Raw genomic sequence first — 26,134 nt, 5'->3', positions numbered from 1 at the left:
CAATTCAAAAAAGCGGGGGCTCATGGCTTGGCGCTCCAACCGCCGGCAGGGGCGGCGAAACGATAGACCACGGGGCGTTTTTCACCATCGGCACGCGGGCCGAAATTATTGTCGATACCAATCCACGCACCGTCCGTATCCACCACCAGGGCTTCGGCCAGGCCGTAGGGCTGGGCATAGCGGCGCTCGGGCGTCAGAGTCTCGTCGGCAAATGACCAGCACAGCTCGACCTTGGCCGTGACCGCATCGCGCCGGCAAATCTGGAACGCATTACGCTCCAGAGTAAACAGCTTGCCGCCAAATAGCGCCAGGTCGGCAAAATCCTTGGACACCGCCTTGGCGTTGGGGAATTTGGCCGGTTGCATTTCCTGGCCAGCCTCGCTCAACAACACGCAGGGGCCGTCACAGTCCCAAAGGCTTTGCGGCCGCTTGATGGAAATCAGGCCTCGCCGTTCACGCTCCGCAGCCAACCAGATCTGGCTGCCTTCCGGGTTGACCGCCAAGCCTTCAAACAGGGCATTGAAATGCAGCAACATGCCACTGGCGCGGGCTTCGCGCACCATGCCGGGGGCGATTTTCAACCATTGCGGCTCACCGGCTACCGGCACTTGCAACACCGCCGCATGGGCTTCGCTGACAATGTAGCGGTTGCCCGCGGCATCGCAGGTGATGCCTTCGAAGTCCAGGTCGCCACCGCGAATGAACGAAGCGGCCTTGGTGCGCGAGCGCAAGCCCCAGGGCAAGCCGGACTCGGGCACTGGCGGCACGTCAATCTTCACGGTTTCGGCCTGCCAGGTCGGCGCGCTGATGTCGAGGCGGTAGATCTGGTCGTCGTCGCGGTCGGAAACCGTCCACAGCGCCGTACCGCACAACGCCAGGCCTGACAGGTTACCGCCGCGCATGCCCTCTACCGGGTGTTCGGACACCAGCTTGAGCTCAGCCGCAGGCGCAGCCACCACCGGGGTGGCCGCCAGCCCGCTCAACATCAGGATCGCCAGGGCGAAACCTGTGCGCATCAGCCCAACACCTCGGCCAGGTTGCCCTTGGACTCCAGCCAGGACTTGCGGTCTGGCGCGCGTTTCTTCGCCAGCAGCATGTCCATCATTTCCGATGTGGCGTCGAAGTCTTCCAGGGTCAACTGCACCAGGCGCCGGGTGTTCGGGTCCATGGTGGTTTCACGCAGTTGCGGCGGGTTCATTTCACCCAGGCCCTTGAATCGCGTGACCTGTGGCTTGCCGCGTTTCTTCTCGGCCACCAGGCGGTCGAGGATGCCATCGCGCTCGGCCTCGTCCAGGGCATAGAAAATCTCCTTGCCCTGGTCGATCCGGTACAGCGGCGGCATGGCGACGTAGACGTGACCGGCATCCACCAACGGGCGGAAGTGCTGCACAAACAACGCGCACAACAGGGTTGCGATGTGCAGACCGTCGGAGTCGGCGTCGGCGAGGATGCAGATCTTGCCGTAGCGCAGTTGGCTCATGTCCGCCGCGCCCGGATCGACGCCAATGGCCACGGCGATGTTGTGTACTTCCTGGCTGGCCAGGACTTCACTGCCATCGACTTCCCAGGTGTTGAGGATCTTGCCGCGCAACGGCAGGATCGCCTGGAATTCCTTATCCCGCGCTTGCTTGGCGGAACCGCCGGCGGAGTCACCCTCCACCAGGAACAGCTCTGAGCGCATCGGGTCCTGCCCGGCGCAATCAGCCAACTTGCCGGGCAGTGCCGGGCCTTGGGTGATGCGCTTGCGCTCGACTTTCTTGCTGGCTTTCAGGCGGCGGCCGGCATTGTTGATTGCCAGCTCGGCCAGGGCCAGGCCCAATTCCGGGTGTTCGTTGAGCCACAGGCTGAAGGCATCCTTGACCACCCCGGAGACAAACGCTGCCGCTTCACGGGACGACAGGCGCTCTTTGGTCTGGCCGGAGAATTGCGGCTCCTGCATTTTCATCGACAGCACGAACGCGATGCGCTCCCACACGTCTTCCGGCGCCAGCTTCACGCCGCGCGGCAACAGGCTGCGGTATTCGCAGAATTCGCGCATGGCATCCAGCAAGCCTTGGCGCAAACCGTTGACGTGGGTGCCGCCCTGGGCGGTTGGGATCAGGTTGACGTAGCTTTCCTGCACGCTGTCACCGCCCTCGGGCAACCACAGCAGCGCCCAGTCGACGGCTTCTTTATTACCGGCCAGGCTGCCGCAGAACGGCTCGTTGGGCAGGCGTTCGAAATCGCTGACGGAATCTTCCAGGTAGGAACGCAGGCCGTCTTCGTAGTGCCACTCGACTTTCTCGCCGGTACCCTTGTCTTCAAAGGTGACCAGCAGGCCCGGGCACAACACGGCCTTGGCCTTGAGCACGTGCTTGAGGCGGCTGATGGAGAATTTTGGCGAATCGAAGTATTTCGGGTCCGGCGCGAAGTACACGCTGGTGCCGGTATTGCGCTTGCCAACGGTGCCAATCACCTGCAATTCGCTGGCTTTGTAGCCATCGGCGAAGGTCATCTCGTACTCGTTGCCGTCGCGCTTGACCTTGACCCGTACCAACGTGGACAAGGCGTTGACCACGGAAATACCCACGCCGTGCAAGCCACCGGAGAACTGGTAGTTCTTGTTGGAGAACTTACCCCCGGCGTGCAGCTTGGTGAGGATCAGTTCTACGCCCGACACACCCTCTTCCGGGTGAATGTCCACCGGCATGCCACGACCGTCGTCGGACACTTCCAGGGAGTGGTCAGCGTGGAGAATGACATGCACCGACTTGGCGTGCCCGGCCAAGGCTTCGTCGACGCTGTTGTCGATGACTTCCTGGGCAAGGTGGTTCGGCCGACTGGTGTCGGTGTACATGCCGGGGCGTTTGCGCACCGGGTCGAGGCCCGAGAGGACTTCGATGGCGTCGGCGTTATAAGAGCTAGCGCTGGGAGTGGCCATGGGGTCTCGTCGTGAGTCGTTCGATTAAAAAGTAACCTGGGATTTCCAAAGCAATTACAGTGCCGCGAAATCGAAGGATTGATACTGATCTGCGCCAATGCCGGCAAAGCTCAACAAGGCCGGCAATTGCTGGGCAAAGCCCTGGTAACCATGGTCGCCGCCGGCCTGGATGCGCAGGGCACACGCCCGGTAATACTGCTGGGCGAGGCGATAATCCAGGGTTTCATCCCCGGTCTGCAACCACACTTGATAACGCGCGGCATCCTGGGGCGCCGGGACCTCAAGCTCGGCCAGCGCCGTGACGTGGTCGTGGGTCAGCTCCCAGGTTTCATCGGTATAGAGGTTCTTCTGGGTGCCCAGGTAACCGTCGAACATCCGATGAGGGCTGACCGCCGGGTTGACCAGCAGCGCCTTGAGACCATGGCGTTCGGCAAGATGGGTTGCATAGTAGCCGCCGAGCGAGCTGCCGACCAGCAGTGGCCGCCCCAGTTCGCGGATGGCCGCCTCCAACTGCGGGATCGCCTGGCGGGGGTGGTGATGCAGGGCCGGCACGCGCAGTTGGCCGGCCAGGCCGAGGTTGTCCATCACGCGGATCAACTGGCAGGCCTTGTTGGACGCGGGCGCGCTGTTGAAGCCGTGGATATACAGGATCGAAGCGGACATGCCGGGCTCTCCGTGCTTGCGCGAAAAAGGCGCAGTTTACAGGGATCGGGGTGGTGTGAGCAGCCGATCATCCAGCCCTCTCCCCACATGTCTGATCAGTGTTCGCAGCCTTTAATAGCCGTTGCTGCCGTAATCCACGGTAAAGGCAAAATTTTTCACCCGCTCCACCCCGGTTTCCAACCGCCCATCGGCGTGCAGGCGCAGCCAGCGATAGCCTGGGGCCTCTTCGCTGACATTGAAATCCTCGCTGCCCGGCGCGAACTGGATGCAGGTGGACGGTGACGCCAACAGGCGCACGCCATTGCGCTCACGGTCGATTTCCTGGTGCACATGGCCCCAGAGCACCGCCTTGACCTGAGGGAAGCGGTCGAGCACGGCAAACAGAGCCTCGGGGTTGCGCAAGCCGATGGGCTCCATCCACGCACAACCGATGGGTACCGGGTGATGGTGGAAACACACCAGGTGATGGCGGTTCGGCGCTTCACTCAAGGCTTGGGCCAATAGTTGCAGTTGCTGGTCCTGCAAGTACCCAGGCACCGAGCCCGGCACGGCGGAGTCCAGCAGGGTGATGCGCCAATGGCCGATATCCACCACCGGTTCCAGTAAATCACTGTGCACCGCCGCGTGGGCCATGACTTGCGGCTCATCGTGGTTGCCGGGAATCCAGCGGGCCGGAACCCCAAAAGGCGCCGTCATCTCGCGAAATTGCTGATAGGACGCCAGCGTACCGTCCTGGGACAGGTCCCCGGTGGCCAACAGCAAATCGATCCGGGGCTGTTGCTCACGCATCAAGTCGATCACCCGTTGCAAGCTGTCGCGGGTGTTCATGCCCAGCAACACAGCGTCGGCCTCGGCAAACAGGTGGCTGTCGGACAACTGCACCAGCAACGTCGGCGCATCGGGGTTCAAGGTGGATACGCTCGGCAAGGCGCTCTCCCAAGGCAATCACAGGAATGGATAGTTGGGGCGATTATGCTGGGGCAGGACGCAAAGAGGAAACCTAAGGAAGCAGACGCAGTTCACATCTATCGCACGACTTCGAACTCATGGCCCAAGGCCAGGCAGTGGCTCAACCATTCACCGAGGAACACATTGAGCTGTGCTTTCTCATCGGGCTGGTGCATGAACACATTGGGGTAAGGGTAGATGCTGCGAAAGCGCCGCGCATGTTCGGCGCTGATCACTTCGGCCATCCGGGCATCGTGGTACACCTGCACTTCCAGCTGCGGCACCGGCAGCCAGGGCAGGCTGTGCTCCTGGCGCACGCGCAGGGTGGTGGTGTACGGGCAGTTGACGATGACTTCCAGGGCCAGCACGCCGAGCATCTGGTCGCCATGGGTCACGCCGATTCGCCGCGCCTCGGGGGAATGACGCATATCGGGGAGCAAGCGCATCAGCCGCGCATAGTTGGCCTCGCAAGCTGCTTGCAGCCCGATCAGGTCAACTCGATAACGTTCCCGTGCCTTTACTGCCATAACCCCCTCACTTCCGCGCGATTGAGCGCTAACCATTGCAGGGCAATAATGCTGGGCGCATTGGATATCCTGCCATCACGCACCGCTTGCAAGGCATCCTCGAAAGCCCAGGTGGTGACACGAATATCTTCTGCCTCTTCTTCCAATCCATGCACGCCACCCGCCCCCGCACTGTCGCAACGGCCCAGGTACAAGTGGACAAATTCGGTACTGCCACCCGGCGACGGGAAATATTTGGTGATCGGCCACAACGAGGAGAATGTCAGCCCAGCTTCCTCCTCGGCTTCGCGGTGTGCAACCTCCTCCGGCTGTTCATCCTTGTCGATCAGGCCAGCGACCATTTCCACCAGCCACGGGTTGTCGGTACGGCCCATGGCGCCGACGCGAAACTGCTCGATCAAGACCACCTCATCGCGCTGCGGGTCGTAAGGCAGCACGCACACGGCATCATGGCGCACGAAAACTTCGCGATTGATCACCCGGCTCATGCCACCGTCGAACTTTTCGTGGCGCAACTGCACCCGATCGAGTTTGTAGAAGCCCTGGTAAGCATTGTCGCGCTGAACAATTTCGATTTTGCTCGGCGTCGATTTCGCGATGTCCGTCATATCCTTCCTCGTTATGCCCGTGCAATTCGCGCCATCCTAACGCGGTCCTGCCCGTAGGTGCAGCCCCTTTCCAGTTGCCGGGATAGACGGCGGGCGTCAAACTCACTCTAATAATCTTAGTGGCGAACTGACTGGCCTGCCGGTAGTCGAAGGTCCACGAATTTCGCTCTTAATCGACGGACGAAGAACATACATGTCGCTTTTAAAAATCGCCTCCGTGGCCTGTATCGCCTTGACCCTCGGCGCCTGCCAGAGCCTGTTTCAACCCAGCTATCGGACCCCGCTGGAAGCCACCCGTGACGCCAGCGAACAAAGCAAGCAGGGCTGCGCCAGCGCCGATTGCCCACTGGTGAACATCGACACCGTGCACTTCGCCAAAGAACCCAAGCTGGATGCGCTGATCGAACAGCGCCTGCTGGAGATGACCCGTACCAAGCCCAGCGACCCGCTGCCGACGAGCCTGGCGACGTACAGCGAGCAATTCCTGCAGACGGCCGCCCCCGGCAACAACATGTACTTGCAGGCCAAGGTACGCGAGCAGCATGACGGCTTGGTGATCATCGAGTTGTCCAGCTACCTGGACCAGGGCGTCACCCACGGCGAACCGGGCCGCGCGTTCATCAACTATTCGCGTCCGCAGCAAAAGGCCCTGACGTTGACCGACATGCTGCTGCCAGGCAAGGAAGATGCATTCTGGAAAGCCGCCCAGGTGGCCCACAACAGCTGGCTGATCAGTACGCGCCTGAGCCTGGAGCCGGAGTTCGTCAAAAGCTATCCCTTCCAGAAAACCCCGAACGTGGCGCTGACCTACGGCGGCGTGACCCTCAAGTACCCTACCACCACCATCGCGCCGTACGCCCTGGGCCACGTCGAGTTGCAGATTCCCTACTCGCGCCTGGACGGCATCCTCAAGCCTGAGCTGGTGCCCGTACGCCGCTGAAGGCCCGGCCCAGGATGAACTGCAACAGCCCTGCCAGCACCAGCGCCGGCAGGGTCGCGCCGACATCCGGATACAGGTTGGCGAGCAGATGGTAAGTCGCAATGCCCCCCAGCCACGCCAACAACGCCGGCCAACGCAGCGAAGCCACAGCGCCCTGGCCGCGGCGGCGCAGGATGAAATGATCGACCAGTACCACGCCAAAGAGCGGCGCGAATACCGAGCCGATCAACAGCAGGAAGTTCTGGTACTGCGCCAACGGTGCAAAGCAGGCGATCAGGGTGCAGAGCACGCCGATCGCCAGCGCCAGGTGTTCGACTTTCAAGCGCAACAGAATCCCGCTGGACACTGCCGCCGAATGAATATCGGCAAAGGCGTTTTCCGACTCATCCAATAGGATCAGTAGCAGCGGAATGCCCAGGCCCGCTCCGGCCAAGGCCAGCAGCAGTGCGTTGACCTCCCCGCTTGGCGCAAAGGCCAGGGTGTAGGCCACACCGAGGCTCATCAGCCAGAAGTTGCCAATGAAGAAACCCAGCGCCGTACCGCCGAACACGCTCTTGGCGCGTTTGCCGAAGCGCGAATAATCGGCAATCAGCGGCAGCCACGACAACGGCATGGCGATCGCAATATCAAAGCCCACGGCAAACGGCATCGATCCGTCACCGGCCTGGGCCCAGAGGGCGGCAAGGTCGGCTTTGGCGAAGAGGTTCCAGGTCAGCCACAGGCACGCGCCGAGCAACAGCCAGATCCCCCACTTGCGCAAGATCTGCCGCACGAAGGTCAACGGGCCGCTGACGGCCAGCAGGGTCGCCAGGCCACCGAAAAACAGCGTCCACAGCAACGGGCTCGCCAGCAGGCTCGCGTCGCTGAAAGCCCGCACACCCAACAAGCTCGCGGCATCGCGCATGACGATGATTTCAAACGAACCCCAGCCGATCAGTTGCAGCAGGTTCAACAGCGCCGGCAGGCTGGCGCCCTTGGCACCGAGGCTGAGCTTGAGGGCGGCCATGGCGGACAGCCCGGTGTCGCTGCCGATCACGCCGACGGCGGCCAGCAACAGCACGCCGACCAGCGTGCCGAGAAAAATCGCCAGCAATGCGCCGGACAACCCCAGGCCCGGCGCGAGCAACGCGCCGGTTTGCAGGACCATCAGGCCGATGCCGAGGGAGAACCACAAGGAGAACAGGTCGCGGGCGCCGAACACGCGCTTGTCAGCGGGGACCGCGATGTCCGGGGAATAGGTACTCGGTTGAATGCTCAAGGGTGTTATCTCTGAGGGGCACTTGTTGTCAGGGAGATTGCAATCGGGGGCAAGCCCCCTCCCACATTGGATCGGCTGTGAACACAAAAACTGTGTATGGCTCAGTCAATATGTGGGAGGGGGCTTGTCGAGTCGTCGCACCGCCCCGATGACGGCGGTACAGGCACCGCCGTCTCTGGATCAGACCTTCTTATAAAGCTGGCTGCCTTCCTGCTTGAACCGCTCCGCCTGCTCGGCCAGGCCTTTGGCCACGTCCACATCCACCGCGTCAATGCGCTGGTTGGCCGCGTACTCACGCACTTCCTGGGTGATTTTCATCGAGCAGAACTTCGGCCCGCACATCGAGCAGAAATGCGCGACCTTGGCCGAGTCCTTCGGCAGGGTTTCATCGTGATAGGACCGTGCGGTGTCCGGATCGAGGCCGAGGTTGAACTGGTCTTCCCAACGGAACTCGAAGCGCGCCTTGCTCAAGGCGTTATCGCGGATTTGCGCACCCGGATGACCTTTCGCGAGATCGGCTGCATGGGCGGCGATCTTGTAGGTGATGATCCCGGTCTTCACATCATCCTTGTTCGGCAGGCCCAGGTGTTCCTTGGGCGTGACGTAGCAGAGCATGGCGCAACCGAACCAGCCGATCATTGCCGCACCGATGCCCGATGTAATGTGGTCGTAGCCGGGTGCGATGTCGGTGGTCAGCGGGCCGAGGGTATAGAACGGCGCCTCGTCGCAGCACTCGAGTTGCTTGTCCATGTTCTCCTTGATCAATTGCATCGGCACGTGGCCGGGGCCTTCGATCATGGTTTGCACATCGTGCTTCCAGGCGATCTTGGTCAGTTCGCCAAGGGTCTCCAGCTCGCCGAATTGCGCGGCGTCGTTGGCGTCGGCAATCGAACCCGGACGCAAGCCATCGCCCAGGGAGAAGCTGACGTCATAGGCCTTCATGATTTCGCAGATTTCGTCAAAATGCGTGTAGGTGAAGTTCTCTTTATGGTGCGCCAGGCACCACTTGGCCATGATCGAACCGCCACGGGAGACGATGCCGGTGACACGCTTGGCGGTCAGTGGCACGTAGCGCAGCAACACCCCGGCGTGGATGGTGAAGTAGTCGACGCCTTGCTCGGCCTGTTCGATCAGGGTGTCGCGGAACAGCTCCCAGGTCAGGTCTTCAGCGGCGCCACCGACTTTTTCCAGGGCCTGGTAGATCGGCACGGTACCGATCGGCACCGGCGAGTTGCGAATGATCCATTCGCGGGTTTCGTGGATGTGCTTGCCGGTGGACAAGTCCATCACCGTGTCCGAGCCCCAGCGAATGCCCCAGGTCAGTTTCGCCACTTCTTCTTCGATGGACGAACCCAAGGCGCTGTTGCCGATGTTGCCGTTGATCTTCACCAGGAAGTTACGGCCGATGATCATCGGTTCCAGTTCGGTGTGGTTGATGTTGGCTGGAATGATTGCGCGACCACGGGCGATTTCTTCGCGCACGAACTCCGGAGTGATGATTTTCGGCACGCTGGCGCCGAAGCTGTGGCCGGCGTGTTGCTGGTCGAGCAGGCCACTGGCGCGGGCTTCTTCAAGCTTCATGTTTTCGCGGATGGCGACGTATTCCATCTCGGCGGTGATGATGCCTTTGCGCGCGTAATGCATCTGGGTGACGTTGGCGCCGGCCTTGGCGCGGCGCGGGTTCTTCACGTGGGCAAAGCGCAGGGCGGTCAGCTCGGCATCGTTCAGGCGCTGCTGGCCGAAGTGCGAGCTCAGGCCGGACAGGCGCTCGGTATCGCCCCGGGACTCGATCCACGGCGAGCGCACATCGCCCAGGCCTTTGCGCACGTCGATGATGACGTTGGGGTCGGTGTAGGGGCCGGAGGTGTCGTAGACCACCACGGGCGCATTGATTTCACCGCCGAAATCGGTGGGTGTGACGTCCAGGCTGATTTCGCGCATCGGTACGCGAATGTCCGGGCGAGTGCCTGGCACGTAGATTTTTTGCGAGCGGGTAAACGGCTGCACGGACCCGGAATCGACTTTGGCCGACTCACTCAAGTGCACGGTATTTTTTGATTTTTGGCTTTTTAATTCGGTGCTCATCACGGGCTCTCCAACTATCCAGGCGGTGGATTTTTGTCGGAGCGAACCTGTGACGGATGGACGCACTGAAAACAGTGCTGTGCTTGGTGCACGAAGGCTGTTCGATTGTCGAACAACATCCCGGACGAAGCACAAGAGGACTCGCCGGGTGACGAGAAATCTTGTTCCCTACGCAGGCGCTAACCTGATCAGGTTCAACGGGATCCGGTATTTACCGATCTCAGCCTTCTAACAAGGCACCCCGACAAGAACGTGGCCAGTCTAGACCAGGGTGGGGGCAAATTGCCAATAGCCGTGCATTCAGCGTGATGAATGGCGCATTTGCGGGATTGTTGTGCCGTGGTTGCGCCACTACACTCGGATGCTGCCTCAACGCTTGACGCCAGGAATGGCCAGCTTTAGCCTTGGGCGCTAAATTATCGCCGTAATATTCACACTAGGGATCGCCTCATGCTGCGCAAACTCTCACTGGCTCTTGCCGTGTCTTGTGCGACCAATGGAATGGTCTGGGCAGCTGAAGCGCCCTTGTCCGCCAGAACCGACCTGGTCAGCGTCTATCAGGAGGCGGTAGACAACAACGCCGACCTCGCTGCTGCCCGCGCCCAATATGGCGCACAGAAAGAAGTGGTGCCCCAGGCCCGCGCCGGCCTGCTACCGAATTTGTCGGCCGGTGCCGATATCAATAATGTGCGCACCCAGATCGACACCCCGGCCGCCACCGCCAACCGCGATGCCCACTCCTGGCGCGCGACCTTGAGCCAGCCCTTGTTCCGTGCCGACCGCTGGTTCCAGTTGCAAGCCGCCGAAGCCGTCAACGAACAGGCGGCGCTGCAACTCTCGGCCACCGAACAGAACCTGATTCTGCAAAGCGCCGAGAACTACTTCGCCGTGCTGCGTGCCCAGGACAACCTGGCCTCGACCAAGGCCGAAGAAAATGCGTTCAAGCGCCAACTGGACCAGTCCAACGAACGCTTCGACGTGGGCCTGTCGGACAAAACCGATGTGCTGCAATCCCAGGCCAGCTACGACACCGCGCGAGCCAACCGGATCGTGGCGCAACGCCAGGTAGATGACGCCTTCGAAGCGCTGATCACCCTGACCAACCGTCAATACAATTCGATCCAGGGCATTGTGCATACGCTGCCGGTGTTGCCGCCGCTGCCGAACGACGCCAAGGCCTGGGTCGAGACCGCCGGCCGCCAGAACCTCAACCTGCTTGCCAGCAACTATGCGGTGACCGCCGCCGAGGAAACGCTCAAGCAGCGCAAGGCCGGGCACGCCCCCACCCTGGACGCCGTGGCGCAGTATGAAAAGGGCGATAACGACGCGCTGGGCTTCAGTAACCCGAATGCCTTCGGCACGCCTTATGGTGGCGATGTCTCGCAACGTACCATTGGCCTGCGCCTGAACATCCCGCTCTACAGCGGCGGCTTGACCAGCTCGCAAGTGCGTGAATCCTATTCGCGCCTCGGCCAGACCGAGCAGCAACGCGAAGGCCTGCGCCGCCAGGTGGTGGAAAATACGCGCAACCTGCACCGCGCAGTGAACACCGATGTGGAACAGGTCCAGGCACGCCGGCAGTCGATCATCTCCAACCAGAGCGCGGTGGAAGCCACGGAAATCGGTTACCAGGTGGGTACGCGCAATATCGTCGACGTGCTCGACGCCCAGCGCCAGCTCTACGCGTCGGTGCGCAACTACAACAACAGCCGCTATGACTACATCCTCGACAACCTGCGCCTGAAACAGGCGGCGGGCACGTTGAACCCAGGGGACCTGCAGGACCTGGCGCGCTACCTCAAGGCCGACTACAACCCGGACAAGGACTTCCTGCCACCGGACCTGGCCAAGGCGGCTGCCGAGCAGTTGAAAGCCCGCCCAGGCAATTGAACACACCGTAAAAACCCTGTGGGAGGGGGCTTGCCCCCGATAGCGGTGTACCAGGTGAACTCATGTTGACTGACACTCCGTCATCGAGGGCAAGCCCCCTCCCACATTTGGCTCGCCAGTGCGTCAGTGAGTTATCAGGCGATCAAGGCCATCCAACAATCGCTTCAAAGCGCCCTGGTTGGCCTGCATCACCTTAAGCCCCGCCTGCGCCATCCGCTGGGCGTCCTGCGGCAGCTCGAACAGTTGCCGCACGGCCTCGGCCAACCCTTCGGCGTCATCCACCTCCCGCAACGCACCCGCTTCGCGCATCATCGCGGTAATTTCGAGGAAGTTGAACACGTGGGGGCCCATGATCACCGGCTTGGCCAGCGCCGCCGGTTCCAGCGGATTATGCCCACCGGTCGCCACCAGGCTGCCACCGACGAAAGCGCTGTCGGCCAAGGCATACAGAAACAGCAATTCGCCCATGGTGTCACCGAGCAGCACCGAGGTCTGCGCGGTGACCGGCTCACCGCTGGAGCGCCGCACCGTGGCAAACCCCTGTTGCCCACACAGCTCGAACATCGGGCCGAAGCGTTCCTGGTGACGCGGCACCAGAATCAGCAACGCGTTGGGGTAGCTTTCGAGCAGTTGGCGATGGGCGGCGAGCACCACTTCATCTTCGCCTTCGTGGGTACTGGCGGCGATCCACACCGGGCGCTCAGTGGCGCCCCACTGCTCGCGCAGGGCAGCGGCACGCACCGGCAATTGGGGGTCGACGGTCAGGTCGAACTTGATCGAGCCAGTCACCGTCACGGTTTCGGGGCGCGCACCCAGGCTGAGAAACCGCTGGGCCTCGGTGTGCGTCTGCACGGCGAACAGGCTCATCTGCGCCAGCATCGGTGCCGTCAGCTTGGCGAAACGCGCATACCCCTTGGCCGAACGCGCCGATAACCGCGCATTGGCCAGCGCCACCGGAATACCGCGTTGGGCGCAGGCATGGATATGGTTGGGCCACAGCTCGGTTTCCATGATCACGGCCAGCTTCGGCTGCACGCGATCAAGAAAACGCTTGGCCGCACAGGGCAAATCGTAAGGCAGGTAGCAATGCTGGATGCGCGGTTCGTTGGCGAACAACGCCTGGATGCGCTCGGACCCGGTGGGCGTCATGCAGGTGACGGTGATGGGCAGCTGTGGATAACGCGCAAACAGCCCGCGAATCATCGGCGCGGCGGCGATGCTTTCCCCCACCGACACGGCATGCACCCAGATCCCGCCGGGTTGCATCACCGGCAAGCCATAGGAAAACCGCTCGGCCACGCGTTGGGCATAGGCCGGCGCCTTGCGCGCACGCAACCACAGACGTAAGGCCACCAACGGCAGCGCCAGGTAAAACAGACAGCTGTAGAGAGTTCTATTCATGGCGGCGGAGTTTATCGGCTTTTTCAGTCGATCGCCTGCAAGCACTCGGCAAAACGTTCGGCGAGAAAGCGCGCGGCGGGGCCGAGGGGTTCATCGCGGCGCCACACCAGCTCGACCACCAACGCCGGTGGCGTCCATTCGCTGTCCAGTTCGACCATCAGGTTCTGGTACGACGGGTACTGCACCACGTGCCGGGGCAACCACGCCCAGCCCAGGCCACGGGTCAGCCATTCGGCCAGCACGTAGAAGCTGTCGGCACGCCACACCTGCGGGCTGGCGGCCTCGCTGCCGGGATAGACGCTGGTCTGGGTCGACATCAGCAACTGGCGAAATTGCGCCAGGCGCTGGCAGTCCACGGTTGCCTGCGCCGCCAGGGGATGGTTGCGACCGCACACCGTGACCATCTCCACACTGCCCACCACCCGCCGCTCCAACGCTTCCGGGATCTGGTCGTGATAAAACAGCATGCCCAGGTCGGCCTTGCGCTCCACCAGCTTGCGGGCGACATCCCCCTGGGCCGCGCTGGACAATTGCACCTCCAGGTTGGGAAAGCGTCCGGCCAAGGCATCGAGACTATCCAGAACCGGCTGATAGAGCATCGCCTCATCCTGGGCCAGGCGCAGACAAGCTTCCTCGCCACGCATCAACGACATCGCGCGGCCATTGAGGCGTTCGCACTGGCGCAAGACCTCCTTCGCTTCTTCGAGCAACACCGTACCGGCTTCGGTCAGGCGCGGCTGGCGGCCACTGCTGCGCTCGAACAGGCTCACGCCCAAGTCCGCCTCCAGCAGGGCGATCCCATTGCTGACCGCCGACTGCGCCTTGCGCTGCTCCCGCGCCACCGCCGAAAACGAGCGCTGCTCGGCCACCCTGACAAACAAGCGCATCTGCTCCAGATTCCACTGCACGCCCATGGCTCAACCTATCTTCAGTCCAGATAGGTAATGACTTTACCCCATCTAGCGAAGCCCTAAAATACCGACATCATCAAGTGCGCTCTACACCGAGGATCTACCCATGAACCCTGCCTACTACTACCTGGCCATTGCCATCTGCTCGGAAGTGATCGCCACCGTGTCCATGAAAGCCATCAAGGGCTGGAGCACCCCTATCCCGCTGTTGCTGGTGATCGTGGGCTACGGCGTGGCCTTCTGGATGCTGACCCTGGTGGTGCGTACCGTCCCCGTGGGTGTGGCCTACGCGGTTTGGGCCGGGATGGGCATTGTGATGGTCAGCATTGCCGCGCTGTTCATCTATGGCCAGAAGCTCGATCTGCCGGCAATGCTCGGGATGGGCTTGATCGTGTTGGGCGTAGTGGTGATTCAGCTGTTCTCGAAAACCGCCGGCCACTGAGATCCCCTGCCAATATTGATCCCGGGCAAAGATCGATCCGTTGAGTCTGTATACTTGGCAACTTGATTTGAACACTGAGGTTGCCCATGCCATCCGTTATTTCCACCGACGTTCTGATTGTCGGCGCCGGGGTTGCCGGCCTCTGGCTCAATGCGCGCCTGCGCCGCCAGGGTTTTTCCACGGTGGTGGTGGAAAGCGCCACCCTCGGTGGCGGGCAGAGCGTGAAGTCTCAGGGGATCATTCACGGCGGCGCCAAGTACGCCCTGCACGGCGCCCTCACCGGCGCCTCCGAGGCGATTTCCGATATGCCGCGCCGCTGGCGCGAAGCGCTCGCGGGCAACGGCGAGCTGGACTTGTCCGGCGTGCGCCTGCTGTCTGAAGCCCATTACCTCTGGTCCCCTGGCACACTCGCCGGCAACCTCACCAGCTTTTTCGCCAGCAAGGCCGTGCGCGGCCGTGTCGACCAGGTCAAGGGCGACGATCTGCCGCTGGCCCTGCAAGACCGCCGTTTCAAGGGCAAGGTCTATCGCCTGGCGGAATTGGTCATCGATGTTCCCAGCCTGATCGAACGCCTGGCGCAACTGGCCGGTGATGGCTTGCTCGCCGGGCAACACATCGAACCGCTGCGCGAAGGCGACACATTGATCGGCTTGAAAGTCGATGGCCGCGAGATCCGCGCCCAGCGCATCGTATTGAGTGCCGGCGGCGGCACTGCAGAGTTGCTGGCGGCCCTGGGCCTGAGCCAGCCGGCCATGCAGACACGCCCGTTGCACATGATCATCGCCAAAGGCCCAGGGTTGAAGCCGCTGTACGCCCACTGCCTGGGCGGCGGTACCAAGCCGCGCGTTACCGTCACCACCCACCCGGCCGCCGATGGCAATTGGGTCTGGTACCTGGGCGGCGAAATTGCCGAGGCCGATGGCGTGGCGCGCACGCCTGAAGAGCAAATCGCCACCGCCCAGAAAGAGCTGGCGCATTTGCTGCCGTGGATCGACATGAGCCAGACCCAGTGGGCCACCCTGCGCGTCGACCGCGCCGAGCCGCTGCAATCGGGCCTGAGCCGCCCCGACAACGCCTTCCTCGCCGAAGAAGGCCACCTGCTGGTGGGCTGGCCGACCAAACTGGCCCTGGCGCCGGACTTCGCCGATCGAGTGATCCACGCCCTGGAGCGCGACGGTATCCACCCAGGCCCGGCCACCCCGCTGCCCGACCTGCCCAAGCCCGCCATCGGCCAACCCGCCTGGGAGCAACTGCTGCCATGACCTTGCCCACCCTGCACGACCTGCATCGCCCCCTGGGCAGCACCGGCCTGCTGGTGTCGCCGCTGGGCCTGGGCACCGTCAAGCTGGGCCGCGACCAAGGGGTGAAATACCCCAGCGGCTTCAAGATTCCCGATGATGACGAAGCGCGGATGCTGCTACGCCAAGCCCGCCAACTGGGCATCAACCTGATCGACACCGCCCCCGCCTACGGCCGCAGTGAAGAACGCCTGGGCCCGCTGTTACGCGGCCAGCGCCAGGACTGGGTGATTGTCAGCAAGGTCGGCGAAGAGTTCGAGGAAGGCGTGTCCCGGCACGATTTCAGCGCGGCCCATACCCGAATGTCGGTCGAGCGCAGCCTGAAACGACTGGAAACGGACTTCATCGACCTGGTGCTGGTGCATTCCGACGGCAATGACCTGCATATCCTCAACGACTGCGAGGTCTACCAGACCCTGGCCGAGCTGAAACGCGAAGGCAAGATCCGTGGTTTCGGCTTCTCCGGCAAAACTGTCGAGGGCGGTGTGAAGGCCCTGGAACAGGGTGATTGTGCGATGGTCACCTACAATCTGAACGAACAGGCCGAGAAAGCCGTCATTGATTATGCAGCGGTCCATGGCAAGGGCATCCTGGTGAAAAAAGCCTTGGCCAGCGGCCACGTGTGCCTGGAGCCTGGAATGGATCCAGTTCGCGCCAGTTTCATGTTGTTGTTTGCGCAAACGGGCGTCGCCAGTGCTATTGTCGGGACCATTAATCCGCTGCACCTGGCTCATAACGTGGCGACCGCTGCCCAGGTCATTCGTCAACTCTGATGCCGCCGACGCGGCCGACCCCGTCGCAGGAAGGAGCCGACATGCCGCGAACCCTCATAAGAAAAAACCCCAGCAACTTCAAGACACTGCCGCTGCACGTCGAAGCGACCCCCGAAGGTTTGAGTTACCAGAGCGTCGGCATGCCGCTCAACTTCGCCCAGACCCTGCAACGACGCAAGCCGGTCGAGGTGGCAGACCCCGAGCGTTTTGTCCTGGAACTGGCGAACCTCGGGGTATCAGTGCGCCTGACCCTGCATTGGCAAAACAAGGATTACTGGGTACTGGTGCGCCAGCGCCGCCAGGATCGGGGCGATGTGGTGCTCAAGCTGATCTCCGGCTACGTCCCCGCCCATGAACTGAACCTGCCGCTGCACACCGCCATCCAGGAAATTGCCGAAGAATGCCTGCTGGAAACCCCCGAAGGCTGGCTGAGCGGACGTTTCAACGATACCTGGCTACCGGCCCCCTACTCCTCAGCCCTGCACTACCGCGAAGCCCTGCCGTTTCGCCTCAGCCCACTGTCCGGCGCGGCACGCCCGGTGCGCTGTGCGACAACCCAATTGATCGAACGCCCACGAGCCTACGTGCACCTGCCCACGGCGTCGCTGCAACTGATCTATGACTTGCGCCTGGAAGTGCCGAAGGAAGCCAAGTCCCTGAGCCTGTTCCATGTGGATGAACGATTGGAAGGCGACCAACTGGTCGCACGCCTGGATCGCCAGCGTCCGGACCTGTACCTCATGCCGCTTAAGGACGGCCAGCCGCTGCCCGAGCTGTACACGGTCAAGAAAGACCAACTGTACCCGGCGAGCACTCGGGGTTTGTACCTGGCCGAAAGCTTCGCTCAGCAGGAGGGCTGGGTGGTGCGTGACGAGCGCATTCGCTGGAAGGATTGGCTCAGGCAGCAAGGCCTGTCACAACCTGAAAAAGAGTCGAAATTGAAAGCCCTGACCGGCAAGGCGCGGCAGATGCTGCGCAAGATCGTGCCGAAGAAAAAGGCCAGTCGCTAGCGCCCAAGGAACGCAGAACGCTTCATGGAGCAGGACGAATATGGGAGCCCTCGAGCCCCCACATTCGATCAGATCAGCCGTTAAGCAGCCGCTCGAGTCCTACCTTCAATGGGGTGGGCTCTGGCAGTTTGAAGTTGGCCAACAACCTCTGGTTATTCGCCCGCGAATGCCGGATATCCCCCGAGCGCGCCGGCCCGTAAGTGATAACCGGCAGCGCGCCAACCACCTCTTCCAGCGCCTGCAACACCTGCTTGAGCGTGGTGGTGCGGTTCCAGCCCACGTTGATCGCCCCCAGCGGTGCATCCTCGACCTCGATAGCCTGCACCAGCACGTCCACCAGGTCTTCCACGTACATGAAATCGCGGGTTTGCTCACCGTCGCCGAACACGGCAATCGGCACGCCCTGTTGCACACGCTCACTGAAGATACTGATCACCCCGGAATACGGCGAGGACGGATCCTGGCGTGGCCCGAAGATATTGAAGAAACGGAAGATCACCGGCTCCAGGCCATGCTGGCGGCGGTAGAAGTCGAAATAGTGCTCACCGGCCAACTTGTCCGAGGCGTAGGGTGTCAGCGGTGCCTTGGTGGTCTCTTCGTCAATCGAAGCGCCCTCGCCGTTGTTGCCATACACCGCGGCACTGGAGGCAAACACCACACGCTTCACACCGGCCTTGCGCATGGCTTCGCACACATTCAAGGTGCCGACGAAATTACTCTGGTGCGTACTGACCGGGTCATCCACCGACGCCTGGACCGAGGCCACGGCAGCCAGGTGGACCACTGCACAAACGCCGACCGCCGCACGCGCCACCAGCGCTGCGTCAGCAACATCGCCCTCAACCAGTTCGACGCGAGGATTGTCCAGCGCCAGGTTGCTGCGCTTGCCGGTGGACAGGTCATCCAGCACCCGCACGGCATAACCCTTGGCGAGCAAGGCATCGACCAGGTGCGAGCCAATAAAGCCCGCCCCCCCGGTAATCAGGACCCGCTTATCAGCGTTACTCATTGTTGCGGATCTTCTCGACGATGGCCGTGGTCGAGCTGTTCTCGACCAAACCCAGCACTTTGACCTTACCGCCGTAGGCACTCACGATATCGGCTCCCACGACCTGGTCGACGGAATAATCACCGCCCTTGACCAACACGTCCGGCTTGACCTGGGCCAGCAGGTTCTCCGGCGTGGCTTCCGGGAAGCTGATGACCCAATCTACCGCGCCCAGGCCAGCGAGCACCGCCATGCGCCGGTCAACACTGTTGATCGGACGACCAGGGCCTTTGAGACGGCTGACCGAAGCGTCGTCGTTGACCGCGACGATCAGGCGATCGCCTTGGGCGCGCGCCTGCTCCAGGTAGGTCACGTGGCCGGCGTGCAGGATGTCGAAGCAACCGTTGGTGAACACAATGCTTTCGTTGTGGGCTCGCGCATCGTCGATCGCCAGCAGCAATTGCTCGATCGTCAGCACGCCACGCTCCGAACCTTCGGAACGCTGGATCGCCCGGCGCAATTCAGGCGCGCTGATGGCCGCAGTCCCCAGCTTGCCGACCACGATGCCCGCCGCCAGGTTGGCCAGGGCTACCGCGTGGGGCAGTTCCTCGCCGGCCGCAATGGACGCGGCCAGGGTGGAAATCACGGTGTCACCGGCGCCGGTGACGTCGAACACTTCACGGGCCCGTGCCGGCAGGTGCATCGCCGGGTGGTCGGGGCGCAGCAAGGTCATGCCGTGCTCGCCACGGGTCACCAGCAAGGCGCCCAAATCAAGCTCGGCCATCAGCGTTGCGCCCTTGCTCACCAGCTCATGTTCGTCGGCGCAACCGCCAACGATGGCTTCGAACTCGCTGAGGTTCGGGGTGATCAGGCTGGCGCCCCGATAGATCGAGAAGTCCTTGCCCTTGGGATCGGCCAATACCGGAATGTTGCGGGCCTTGGCGGCCTGGATCAGTACCTGGTGGTTCCTCAAGGCGCCTTTGCCGTAGTCGGACAACACCAGCACCTTGATGCCTTCGAGCAACGCGTCGACCTGGCTGCTGAGGGCCTGGGCGTCGGTGGCGAAGGGTTCTTCAAAATCGATACGCAGCAATTGCTGGTGACGACTCATCACCCGCAACTTGACGATCGTCGGCTGATGGGCGATGCGTTGGAACACCGCGCGTACACCGGCGCCACGCAGGCTGTTGGCCAGGCTGTCGGCGGCTTCGTCGTCGCCGGTCACACCCACCAGAGAAGCTGGGGCGCCGAGGGCGGCAATATTAAGGGCAACGTTGGCAGCGCCGCCTGGACGGTCTTCGATTTGCTCGACCTTGACTACCGGTACCGGCGCCTCAGGGGAAATCCGTGAGGTACCGCCATGCCAGTAACGGTCGAGCATGACATCGCCGACCACCAAGACAGGGGCTTGATCGAATCGCGGCATGGACAACTTCATGGAGCAACCCACATACAAAATGAACAGGGGCGCGATATTAGCACAGGGTTGCGGGAGGTTTGCGGGAGGGTTGCAATGTGGGCGCCGGCTTGTCGAGGCAAGCCGGCTCCCACAGGATCAGGTGATATCAGCAGTAACCGGCGCATCCAGGCCCATGGCATGCAAGCGGGCGTAGTAGCCATTCTGCGCGAGCAGTTCGCTGTGGGTGCCACGCTCGACAATGCGACCGTCGTCCATCACCAGGATCAGGTCGGCCTTCTCGATGGTGGACAAGCGGTGCGCGATCACCAGAGTGGTGCGGCCTTGCATGACCTTGTCCAAGGCGGCCTGGATATGCCGCTCGGACTCGGTGTCGAGGGCCGAGGTGGCCTCGTCGAGAATCAGCAGCGGCGCGTTCTTCAGCAAGGCACGGGCAATGGCCAGGCGCTGGCGTTGACCACCGGACAGCAGCACGCCATTTTCGCCGACCTGGGTATCGAAGCCCTTGGGCAACTGGTCGATGAAGTCCTTGGCATTGGCATCCGCCGCCGCCGCTTCAACGTCGGCCCGGGGCGCGCCGGCCAGGTCGCCGTAGGCGATGTTGTTGTTCACCGTGTCGCTGAACAGCGTCACATGCTGGGTCACCTGGGCAATATGCTTGCGCAGGTTGAGCAGCTTGTAGTCTTCGATCTCGACGCCATCCAGCAGGATTTCCCCGCTTTCATGGTGGTAGAAACGCGGGATCAGGCTGGCCAGGGTCGACTTGCCGCTGCCCGAGCGCCCGACCAGGGCGATCATCTGCCCAGGTTCGGCGGTAAAGCTGATGTCCTTGAGGACATGGCGCTCGGTACCGGGGTAGGTGAAGTTCAGGTTGCGCACTTCCAGGCGCCCATTGACATGGTCACGCTCGATGGTGCCGCGGTCGACTTCAACTTCTTCGTCCAACTGCTCGAAAATGCTTTCGGCGCCGGCCACGCCCTTCTGGATGGTCGAGCTGACTTCCGAAAGCTGGCGGATCGGCTTGGGCAGCAAACCGGCCAAGGTGATGTAGGCCACCATGTCACCGGCCGACGCATCACCGCGAAGATAAAGAACCAGGAACATCAGCACCGCCATGGCGGTGTAGATCACCAGTTGCAGGGCCGGGGTGTAGATCGCCCCGGTGCGGGTCATGCTCAACTGTTTGTTGGTGTTGCTCTGGCTGGCCTTGAGGAAGCGCTTTTCCTCGTAGACTTCGCCGCCGAAGCTGCGCACCACGCGGTAGCCCTGGATGGTTTCCGAGGCCACGTGGGTGACGTCGCCCATGGCAACCTGGATCTTCTTGCTCTGCTTGCGGAATTTCTTGCTGGCCGTGCTGACCATCACCGCGATCAGCGGCAGGATGGCGATCATCACCAGCGTCAGGCGCCAGTTCATGAACAGCAGCGAGGCAAACAGGAAGATCACCGTCATGCCTTCGCGTATCACCACCTTGATCGCATCGGTCGCCGCCCCCGTGACCATGGTCACGTTGAAGGTGATGCGCGAAATCAGGTGCCCGGAATTGTGATTGTCGAAATAGCGGTTGGGCAGGGTCAGCAGGTTATTGAACAACTGCACGCGCAGGTCATGGACCAGGCCCAGTGACACCTTGGCCAGCAGGTAGTTGCCCAGGAACGAACCCAGGCCCTGCCAGGCCGCGATCAGGATGATCAGCAGCGGCACGGCTTGCAGCAACTGCAGGTCACGCAGGAACGGCACGCTGGGGAACAGCACAGCTTCCGGATTGGAAAGGCCGTCGACAAAGTACTTGAGGATGTAACCCAGCATTGGCTGGGTCGACGCGAAAATCAGAAATCCGACGATACTCAGCGCGAACAAGCCCGCGTAGGGCCTGACGTAACTGAGCAGGCGGAAGTATATTTTCAAGCTCGAAGGGCTTGCGCTCGGACTGGAGTCGGTCATATCACGCGGCGTTTTGAAAAAGGAGGCTGACTTTAGCACAGCTTCTCTGTTGTACTTGCACCCGGCATGACCCACAACCCGGTTGGATCCAACCGGCGACATTATATAGCCACTACTTTAAGATGGTCGGCTTTCTCAATCTGGAATGGCTTTGCGTATGCACTCCAAGCGCCTGATGTATGGCTCAAATCGCGTTTTCGACTTTCTGGTTCTCTGGATTTTGCCCATTGGCTTGTTGTTGTTGCTGAGCTCGTTGTTCTTCGTCACCAATCGCAATGTGCTGCACAAGTTCTACTACGCCCTGTTCAGTGCGCCGACCTTGCTGCTGCTGTGCCTGCGCCCGCGGGAATTCAAGGAACTGTTGCGCGAGCCGCTGGCGATCGCATTCCTGGTGTTTTCCGCCTGGGCCCTGATCAGCCTGTTCTGGAGCCCGGAGCAACACCCGGACACGGACCTGTTCAAGCGTCCCCTGCACACGTTCATGCTGTTTGCCGGCTGCGGGCTGTTGCTGCATTACCGCAATGAACTGTTCAAGCCGATTTTCTTCAGTGCGGCGGTGATCGCACTGGTGGTCTGCCTGTGCAACCTCGTGGCATTCGTCAAGGGTTTCGAGCCGGGCATGCGCATGATCGGCGGCCGCGGCGCCCTCGATAACCCCCTGCTCAGTTCCCACGTATTCGGCTTCTTCTGCGTTTACTGGCTGTATGTCTGCATGACCACCCAGCGCCTGAGCGTGCTGTGGTTCAGCGTACCCGCCCTGGCTATCATGACCGCGACGGTCCTGGCCACCGGCTCGCGCACGCCACTGGTGGCACTGACGCTGGCCATCCTCTGGATGACCTTTATCAGCCGTAATCGCCGCTCGGCACTGCTGATCGCGGGCATGGTCGTGGGCGCCGCAGGGCTCCTGCTGTTCTACCCGGAACTGATCACCAACCGTGGCAGCTCGTTCCGCTTTGAACTGTGGGGCATGTCACTGCAACGCATCGCCGAACACCCGTGGATTGGCCACAGCTACGATTCGGAGCTGTACCTGACCCTGGCCGATGGCTACCAACTGCGCGAGCCCCACAGCTTCGCCCTGGGCGTGCTGTATTACGTCGGCATCATCGGGTTTATCCCGTGGATCTTCATGCTCGGCTGGGGCCTGTACAAAGGCCTCAAGGAACGTGCGCAGCCGCTGTTTATCCTGGCGTCTTCCCTGTTGATGTACGGCATCGGCGCCGGCCTGACCGAAGGCGGTGGCATCCTGTCGCGACCCAAGGAGCACTGGTTTGTCTTGTGGATCCCACTGGCTCTCATCGCCGGCCTGAGCATCGCCCAGCGTCGTCGCAGCGTGCTGCGCATGCCGGTACAAGCCCTCAAGCCAGCCGCCTTCGAGCAACTGTGCAGCCATGCACACGTCATCGAAGCCGACGGCCTGGGCCCGAAAGTCCTGCGCCTGGCTGACGGCCGTTTCCTCAAGGTCTTCCGCCCGCGGCGCTGGTACACCTCGGGCAGCTTCAACCCCTACTCCGAGCGGTTTGCCAGTAACGCCGAGCAATTGCGTACCCTGGGTATCCCCACGCCGCAGATTCTTGGCCTGTATGGGCTGCACGACGGCAGCAGCGCCGTGATCTACTCGCCGCTACCCGGCCTGACCCTGCGCCAGGCCCTGCAAAGCCTGGACAGCAGCCTGCGCGAGTCGCTGATCGAGCGCTTCGGCCAGTTCATGGCCCAGTTGCATGAGCGCGGCGTGTACTTCCGTTCGTTGCACCTGGGGAACGTGCTGCTGATGGATGACGGTGAGTTCGGCCTGATCGATATCGCCGACCTGCGCATCTTCCCTTCGCCGCTGCGCAACGCCCTGCGCCAGCGCAACCTGCGCCATATGCAGCGCTACCCCCAGGACCGCGCCTGGTTGTTCGAGACTCACTTCGAACAGCTGGCCAAAGGTTATGCGGCCGTTGCCAGCCAAGGTGCCACCGCGAAGATTCGGGCACAGGTGCAGGCTTTGGCGATTCCCAGCGCCTGATAAAAAAGGCGACTATCACCGCTGATAGTCGCCTTTTTTTACCCCCCTCGCCGCCTCAGCTCCTGAGGGGCATCAGGTACAGACGCACCAGGCCACGCAAGGTCTTGCGCCCCCAGAACTTCAATGGGATCTGCTTGAGGATCTCCCGCGCCAGCGGCCGGTCCCGGTCGGCGGTCTTGAGGAACATCGAGTTCAGGAATTTGTAGCGCACCGCGTCATAAGCCGGGTGCTCGCTGAACTTGGCGTAGGTCTTGAGGATGTTCTGGATCATGTAGCGGTGGTTCTTGTAGGTGTTGCTCGCGTGCTGGCGATAGCGCGCCATCACCACGTCGAGGGCGTCGATGGTGTAGCCCGCGGCAGTGATCTTCAACTGGATCAGCAAATCTTCCAGGGGAATCAGCGGATCGAAGCCGCCCACTTGCTCCAGCGCTTCGCGACGAATCAGCATGGTCGGCGCCGGCGGGAAGGGTTTGCGATCCATGAACAGATCATCGAAATCCAGGCTGCGAAACGGGACGTCGCGGCGCTGTTTCTTCTCCGGGTGCAGGTGACCGTCGCCATCGATCAGCTCGATGTTGCCGGCGCAGATGCCCACTTTCGGCTTGTCCTGCATGTACGCCACCTGAATGGCAATACGATCAGGCAGCATGATGTCATCGGAGCCGAACGGTGCGATCAGGCTGCCCTTGGCACGGGCGATGGCGCCGTTGAGCGTGGCGGTCAGCCCCTGGTTCTGTTGTACCTGGAAATCAAAGCCGTGCTCGGCCTGCAGGCGCTGGATACGTTCGACACTGTCATCCTTGGAGCCGTCGTCCACCACCAGCAGTTCGATATTCGGGTACGTCTGGGCGAGCACGCTGAGGATGCTCTCTTCGATGTACCGGCCATGGTTGTAGGACGCGATAATCACCGAGACCAGGGGTTGCTGCTGAGTCATGCTCTTCCTACTTCCTTTAAACCGCTTTCGATCAAGTCCAGGTATTTCTGTTGGAATTCGGCCAGGGCGTGGTTTTCTTCCAGGTAGCGGAACACCTGTTCACCTTTGGCACGCAATTGTTCGTCACTCATCGCCAGGTAGATATCCAAGGCGGCTGTCAGTTGCTCGACATTGCCGGGCTCGTGGGACAAACCACCCGCCCCCTCCACCAATGGCAACATGGCCGGGCCATTGGAGGCAATCACTGGCAGGCGCCCGCTCATGCCTTCCAGCAGCGCCAGCCCCAGCCCTTCCAGCAACGAAGGCATGGTCCAGATATCGAAGGCACGCACGTATTTGAGGCCATCTTCACGAAAGCCCAGCAAGTGCGCGCGGCCGGTGAGGCCGAGGCGCTCGATGTCCGCGCGCAAGTCCGCTTCGGCACGGCCAGAGCCGATGATGCCGACCTGGGCGTTGGGGTATTTGTCCTTGAGCCGGGCAAACGCCTGCAACAGGTGCGTGTGGCCCTTGATCGGCACCAGGCGCCCCAGGGCGCCGATGATTCGTGCATCGAGGGGCAGGCCAAGTTCCTGGCGCGCCTGGTCGCGCGGCAGTTGCAAAGCTTCGGCCTGGGGAATGTCGATGGCATTGGTGACGAAGGTGGTGTTCTCGCGGGTAAAGCCGCAATTGAGGCCGACCAGATAGTCACGGACCGCTGCCGACACGCCGACGAAGCGCCAGGCCGGGCTCACCAGACGGCGCGTCTGGCGCCGACGGTAAGCCCGCTCGTACTCGCCAAACCCATGGGAGATGCCGATGCACAGCGGGATCTTCAACCAGCGGTTGAGCGACAGCATCATGTTCACCGACTTGAAACGGTTACAGATGACCACGTCGAACTTCTGCTCGCGGCAGTACTTGTAGATTTGCCACATGGCGCCCAGGCGAATGCCCTTGAGGGCCTTTTCGGGAAACTCGAAATACTTGGAGTGCGCGGCCACGCTCAACGGTTGGCCCGGCCGCGGGCGCCCGCTGAGGAAGGCCGACGTGACCTCGAAACGCTCGACCGGCAACGACTTGACGATCTGCTCGCCGAGGTCGGCGAAATCATTGAGCTTGACGTTGTAGTCCGGCTGCAACTGCAAAACCTTGAAACGAGGCTTCATATCACTCCATGGGGC

Annotated in this window: 22 protein-coding genes and 1 riboswitch; of the genes, 7 read left to right on the top strand and 15 right to left on the bottom strand. The window is 62.0% G+C overall.

Annotation, left to right across the window (positions count from 1 at the left end):
* Positions 1–20: 20 nt before the first annotated feature.
* The 6 genes from P2T68_RS03995 to P2T68_RS03970 all read right to left on the bottom strand — a co-directional run bounded on the left by P2T68_RS03995 (position 21) and on the right by P2T68_RS03970 (position 5,666).
* On the bottom strand, positions 21–1,016 hold the full coding sequence (locus P2T68_RS03995; protein ID WP_277379082.1) for an esterase-like activity of phytase family protein: 996 nt from the start codon (positions 1,014–1,016) through the stop codon (positions 21–23).
* A complete protein-coding gene (gene parE, locus P2T68_RS03990) occupies positions 1,016–2,920 on the bottom strand; it encodes a DNA topoisomerase IV subunit B (protein WP_024073062.1) in 1,905 nt (634 codons plus the stop codon). Before parE ends, P2T68_RS03995 begins: the two co-directional genes overlap by 1 nt.
* Before the next feature lie 54 nt (positions 2,921–2,974).
* Positions 2,975–3,583 carry a YqiA/YcfP family alpha/beta fold hydrolase gene (locus P2T68_RS03985; protein ID WP_024073061.1) on the bottom strand — a complete coding sequence of 203 codons (609 nt, stop codon included), beginning with the start codon at positions 3,581–3,583 and terminating at the stop codon, positions 2,975–2,977.
* 111 nt (positions 3,584–3,694) lie between these two features.
* Positions 3,695–4,510 carry a 3',5'-cyclic-AMP phosphodiesterase gene (gene cpdA / locus P2T68_RS03980; protein ID WP_277379081.1) on the bottom strand — a complete coding sequence of 272 codons (816 nt, stop codon included), beginning with the start codon at positions 4,508–4,510 and terminating at the stop codon, positions 3,695–3,697.
* A gap of 98 nt (positions 4,511–4,608) precedes the next feature.
* Positions 4,609–5,058: a DUF1249 domain-containing protein gene (locus P2T68_RS03975; RefSeq protein WP_024073059.1), complete on the bottom strand. Its 450-nt coding sequence runs from the start codon at positions 5,056–5,058 to the stop codon at positions 4,609–4,611.
* The gene (locus tag P2T68_RS03970; RefSeq protein ID WP_024073058.1) at positions 5,049–5,666 is read right to left on the bottom strand and encodes an NUDIX domain-containing protein; all 618 of its coding nucleotides are present in this window, start codon (positions 5,664–5,666) and stop codon (positions 5,049–5,051) included. Before P2T68_RS03970 ends, P2T68_RS03975 begins: the two co-directional genes overlap by 10 nt.
* 193 nt (positions 5,667–5,859) lie before the next feature.
* Between P2T68_RS03970 and P2T68_RS03965 the strand changes: the two genes are divergently transcribed.
* A complete protein-coding gene (locus P2T68_RS03965) occupies positions 5,860–6,606 on the top strand; it encodes an RsiV family protein (protein ID WP_102623809.1) in 747 nt (248 codons plus the stop codon).
* Here the strand turns inward: P2T68_RS03965 and cytX are convergent.
* Together cytX and thiC are read right to left on the bottom strand one after the other, a co-directional pair.
* Positions 6,575–7,864: a putative hydroxymethylpyrimidine transporter CytX gene (gene cytX / locus P2T68_RS03960; RefSeq protein ID WP_150292209.1), complete on the bottom strand. Its 1,290-nt coding sequence runs from the start codon at positions 7,862–7,864 to the stop codon at positions 6,575–6,577. The genes P2T68_RS03965 and cytX overlap by 32 nt on opposite strands.
* Positions 7,865–8,044: 180 nt before the next feature.
* Positions 8,045–9,949 (bottom strand): phosphomethylpyrimidine synthase ThiC, encoded by a 1,905-nt coding sequence (gene thiC / locus P2T68_RS03955; RefSeq protein ID WP_024073055.1) that lies wholly within the window; start codon positions 9,947–9,949, stop codon positions 8,045–8,047.
* A 148-nt stretch (positions 9,950–10,097) separates the two neighbouring features.
* Positions 10,098–10,203: riboswitch (TPP riboswitch) on the bottom strand.
* 196 nt (positions 10,204–10,399) lie between these two features.
* Between thiC and P2T68_RS03950 the strand changes: the two genes are divergently transcribed.
* Positions 10,400–11,839: a TolC family outer membrane protein gene (locus P2T68_RS03950; protein ID WP_024073054.1), complete on the top strand. Its 1,440-nt coding sequence runs from the start codon at positions 10,400–10,402 to the stop codon at positions 11,837–11,839.
* A 123-nt stretch (positions 11,840–11,962) separates the two neighbouring features.
* On the opposite strand, the gene waaA is transcribed toward P2T68_RS03950, so the two are convergent.
* Complete coding sequence (gene waaA, locus P2T68_RS03945) at positions 11,963–13,240, bottom strand: lipid IV(A) 3-deoxy-D-manno-octulosonic acid transferase (protein WP_277379080.1); 1,278 nt, start codon at positions 13,238–13,240, stop codon at positions 11,963–11,965.
* A gap of 23 nt (positions 13,241–13,263) precedes the next feature.
* On the bottom strand, positions 13,264–14,154 hold the full coding sequence (locus P2T68_RS03940; RefSeq protein WP_024073052.1) for a LysR family transcriptional regulator: 891 nt from the start codon (positions 14,152–14,154) through the stop codon (positions 13,264–13,266).
* 103 nt (positions 14,155–14,257) lie between these two features.
* On the opposite strand from P2T68_RS03940, the gene P2T68_RS03935 reads away from it, so the two are divergent.
* The 4 genes from P2T68_RS03935 to P2T68_RS03920 all read left to right on the top strand — a co-directional run bounded on the left by P2T68_RS03935 (position 14,258) and on the right by P2T68_RS03920 (position 17,674).
* Positions 14,258–14,593: a multidrug efflux SMR transporter gene (locus P2T68_RS03935; protein WP_024073051.1), complete on the top strand. Its 336-nt coding sequence runs from the start codon at positions 14,258–14,260 to the stop codon at positions 14,591–14,593.
* An 86-nt stretch (positions 14,594–14,679) separates the two neighbouring features.
* A complete protein-coding gene (locus tag P2T68_RS03930; protein WP_024073050.1) occupies positions 14,680–15,855 on the top strand; it encodes an FAD-dependent oxidoreductase in 1,176 nt (391 codons plus the stop codon).
* Entirely contained in the window at positions 15,852–16,664 is an 813-nt protein-coding gene (locus P2T68_RS03925) for an aldo/keto reductase (RefSeq protein WP_150053974.1), read from the top strand. The genes P2T68_RS03930 and P2T68_RS03925 overlap by 4 nt, the downstream gene beginning before the upstream one ends.
* 41 nt (positions 16,665–16,705) lie before the next feature.
* Positions 16,706–17,674: a hypothetical protein gene (locus P2T68_RS03920; RefSeq protein WP_024073048.1), complete on the top strand. Its 969-nt coding sequence runs from the start codon at positions 16,706–16,708 to the stop codon at positions 17,672–17,674.
* Positions 17,675–17,747: 73 nt separating this feature from the next.
* Here the strand turns inward: P2T68_RS03920 and P2T68_RS03915 are convergent, their stop codons facing one another.
* The 3 genes from P2T68_RS03915 to msbA all read right to left on the bottom strand — a co-directional run bounded on the left by P2T68_RS03915 (position 17,748) and on the right by msbA (position 22,023).
* Positions 17,748–18,683, bottom strand: coding sequence for an NAD-dependent epimerase/dehydratase family protein (locus P2T68_RS03915; protein ID WP_069075137.1), 936 nt, complete (start codon positions 18,681–18,683; stop codon positions 17,748–17,750).
* Positions 18,676–20,100 carry a bifunctional D-glycero-beta-D-manno-heptose-7-phosphate kinase/D-glycero-beta-D-manno-heptose 1-phosphate adenylyltransferase HldE gene (gene hldE / locus P2T68_RS03910; RefSeq protein ID WP_024073046.1) on the bottom strand — a complete coding sequence of 475 codons (1,425 nt, stop codon included), beginning with the start codon at positions 20,098–20,100 and terminating at the stop codon, positions 18,676–18,678. The genes P2T68_RS03915 and hldE overlap by 8 nt, the downstream gene beginning before the upstream one ends.
* A 117-nt stretch (positions 20,101–20,217) precedes the next feature.
* Positions 20,218–22,023 carry a lipid A export permease/ATP-binding protein MsbA gene (gene msbA / locus P2T68_RS03905; RefSeq protein WP_150292205.1) on the bottom strand — a complete coding sequence of 602 codons (1,806 nt, stop codon included), beginning with the start codon at positions 22,021–22,023 and terminating at the stop codon, positions 20,218–20,220.
* A gap of 157 nt (positions 22,024–22,180) precedes the next feature.
* On the opposite strand from msbA, the gene P2T68_RS03900 reads away from it, so the two are divergent.
* Positions 22,181–24,037 carry a bifunctional O-antigen ligase/aminoglycoside phosphotransferase family protein gene (locus P2T68_RS03900; RefSeq protein WP_277379079.1) on the top strand — a complete coding sequence of 619 codons (1,857 nt, stop codon included), beginning with the start codon at positions 22,181–22,183 and terminating at the stop codon, positions 24,035–24,037.
* 55 nt (positions 24,038–24,092) lie between these two features.
* Here the strand turns inward: P2T68_RS03900 and P2T68_RS03895 are convergent, their stop codons facing one another.
* Together P2T68_RS03895 and P2T68_RS03890 are read right to left on the bottom strand one after the other, a co-directional pair.
* Positions 24,093–24,974 (bottom strand): glycosyltransferase, encoded by an 882-nt coding sequence (locus P2T68_RS03895; RefSeq protein WP_024073043.1) that lies wholly within the window; start codon positions 24,972–24,974, stop codon positions 24,093–24,095.
* Positions 24,971–26,119: a glycosyltransferase gene (locus tag P2T68_RS03890; protein ID WP_024073042.1), complete on the bottom strand. Its 1,149-nt coding sequence runs from the start codon at positions 26,117–26,119 to the stop codon at positions 24,971–24,973. The genes P2T68_RS03895 and P2T68_RS03890 overlap by 4 nt, the downstream gene beginning before the upstream one ends.
* Positions 26,120–26,134 lie beyond the last annotated feature (15 nt).

Origin of the sequence: Pseudomonas sp. G11 (genome assembly GCF_029457515.1) — a bacterium.
GTDB lineage: Bacteria > Pseudomonadota > Gammaproteobacteria > Pseudomonadales > Pseudomonadaceae > Aquipseudomonas > Aquipseudomonas gorinensis.
This window is presented reverse-complemented; position numbering and strand designations above follow the sequence as displayed.

Excerpts from the sequence above, each read along its gene's own strand:
- msbA (WP_150292205.1), bottom strand. The coding sequence starts at position 22,023 with ATGACCGACTCCAGTCCGAGCGCAAGCCCTTCGAGCTTGAAAATATAC.
- P2T68_RS03950 (WP_024073054.1), top strand. The coding sequence starts at position 10,400 with ATGCTGCGCAAACTCTCACTGGCTCTTGCCGTGTCTTGTGCGACCAAT.
- P2T68_RS03995 (WP_277379082.1), bottom strand. The coding sequence starts at position 1,016 with ATGCGCACAGGTTTCGCCCTGGCGATCCTGATGTTGAGCGGGCTGGCG.
- P2T68_RS03965 (WP_102623809.1), top strand. The coding sequence starts at position 5,860 with ATGTCGCTTTTAAAAATCGCCTCCGTGGCCTGTATCGCCTTGACCCTC.
- parE (WP_024073062.1), bottom strand. The coding sequence starts at position 2,920 with ATGGCCACTCCCAGCGCTAGCTCTTATAACGCCGACGCCATCGAAGTC.
- P2T68_RS03920 (WP_024073048.1), top strand. The coding sequence starts at position 16,706 with ATGCCGCGAACCCTCATAAGAAAAAACCCCAGCAACTTCAAGACACTG.
- P2T68_RS03915 (WP_069075137.1), bottom strand. The coding sequence starts at position 18,683 with ATGAGTAACGCTGATAAGCGGGTCCTGATTACCGGGGGGGCGGGCTTT.
- P2T68_RS03975 (WP_024073059.1), bottom strand. The coding sequence starts at position 5,058 with ATGGCAGTAAAGGCACGGGAACGTTATCGAGTTGACCTGATCGGGCTG.
- P2T68_RS03940 (WP_024073052.1), bottom strand. The coding sequence starts at position 14,154 with ATGGGCGTGCAGTGGAATCTGGAGCAGATGCGCTTGTTTGTCAGGGTG.
- P2T68_RS03935 (WP_024073051.1), top strand. The coding sequence starts at position 14,258 with ATGAACCCTGCCTACTACTACCTGGCCATTGCCATCTGCTCGGAAGTG.
- P2T68_RS03890 (WP_024073042.1), bottom strand. The coding sequence starts at position 26,119 with ATGAAGCCTCGTTTCAAGGTTTTGCAGTTGCAGCCGGACTACAACGTC.
- P2T68_RS03900 (WP_277379079.1), top strand. The coding sequence starts at position 22,181 with ATGCACTCCAAGCGCCTGATGTATGGCTCAAATCGCGTTTTCGACTTT.
- waaA (WP_277379080.1), bottom strand. The coding sequence starts at position 13,240 with ATGAATAGAACTCTCTACAGCTGTCTGTTTTACCTGGCGCTGCCGTTG.
- hldE (WP_024073046.1), bottom strand. The coding sequence starts at position 20,100 with ATGAAGTTGTCCATGCCGCGATTCGATCAAGCCCCTGTCTTGGTGGTC.
- P2T68_RS03930 (WP_024073050.1), top strand. The coding sequence starts at position 14,680 with ATGCCATCCGTTATTTCCACCGACGTTCTGATTGTCGGCGCCGGGGTT.
- thiC (WP_024073055.1), bottom strand. The coding sequence starts at position 9,949 with ATGAGCACCGAATTAAAAAGCCAAAAATCAAAAAATACCGTGCACTTG.
- P2T68_RS03970 (WP_024073058.1), bottom strand. The coding sequence starts at position 5,666 with ATGACGGACATCGCGAAATCGACGCCGAGCAAAATCGAAATTGTTCAG.
- P2T68_RS03895 (WP_024073043.1), bottom strand. The coding sequence starts at position 24,974 with ATGACTCAGCAGCAACCCCTGGTCTCGGTGATTATCGCGTCCTACAAC.
- P2T68_RS03925 (WP_150053974.1), top strand. The coding sequence starts at position 15,852 with ATGACCTTGCCCACCCTGCACGACCTGCATCGCCCCCTGGGCAGCACC.
- P2T68_RS03985 (WP_024073061.1), bottom strand. The coding sequence starts at position 3,583 with ATGTCCGCTTCGATCCTGTATATCCACGGCTTCAACAGCGCGCCCGCG.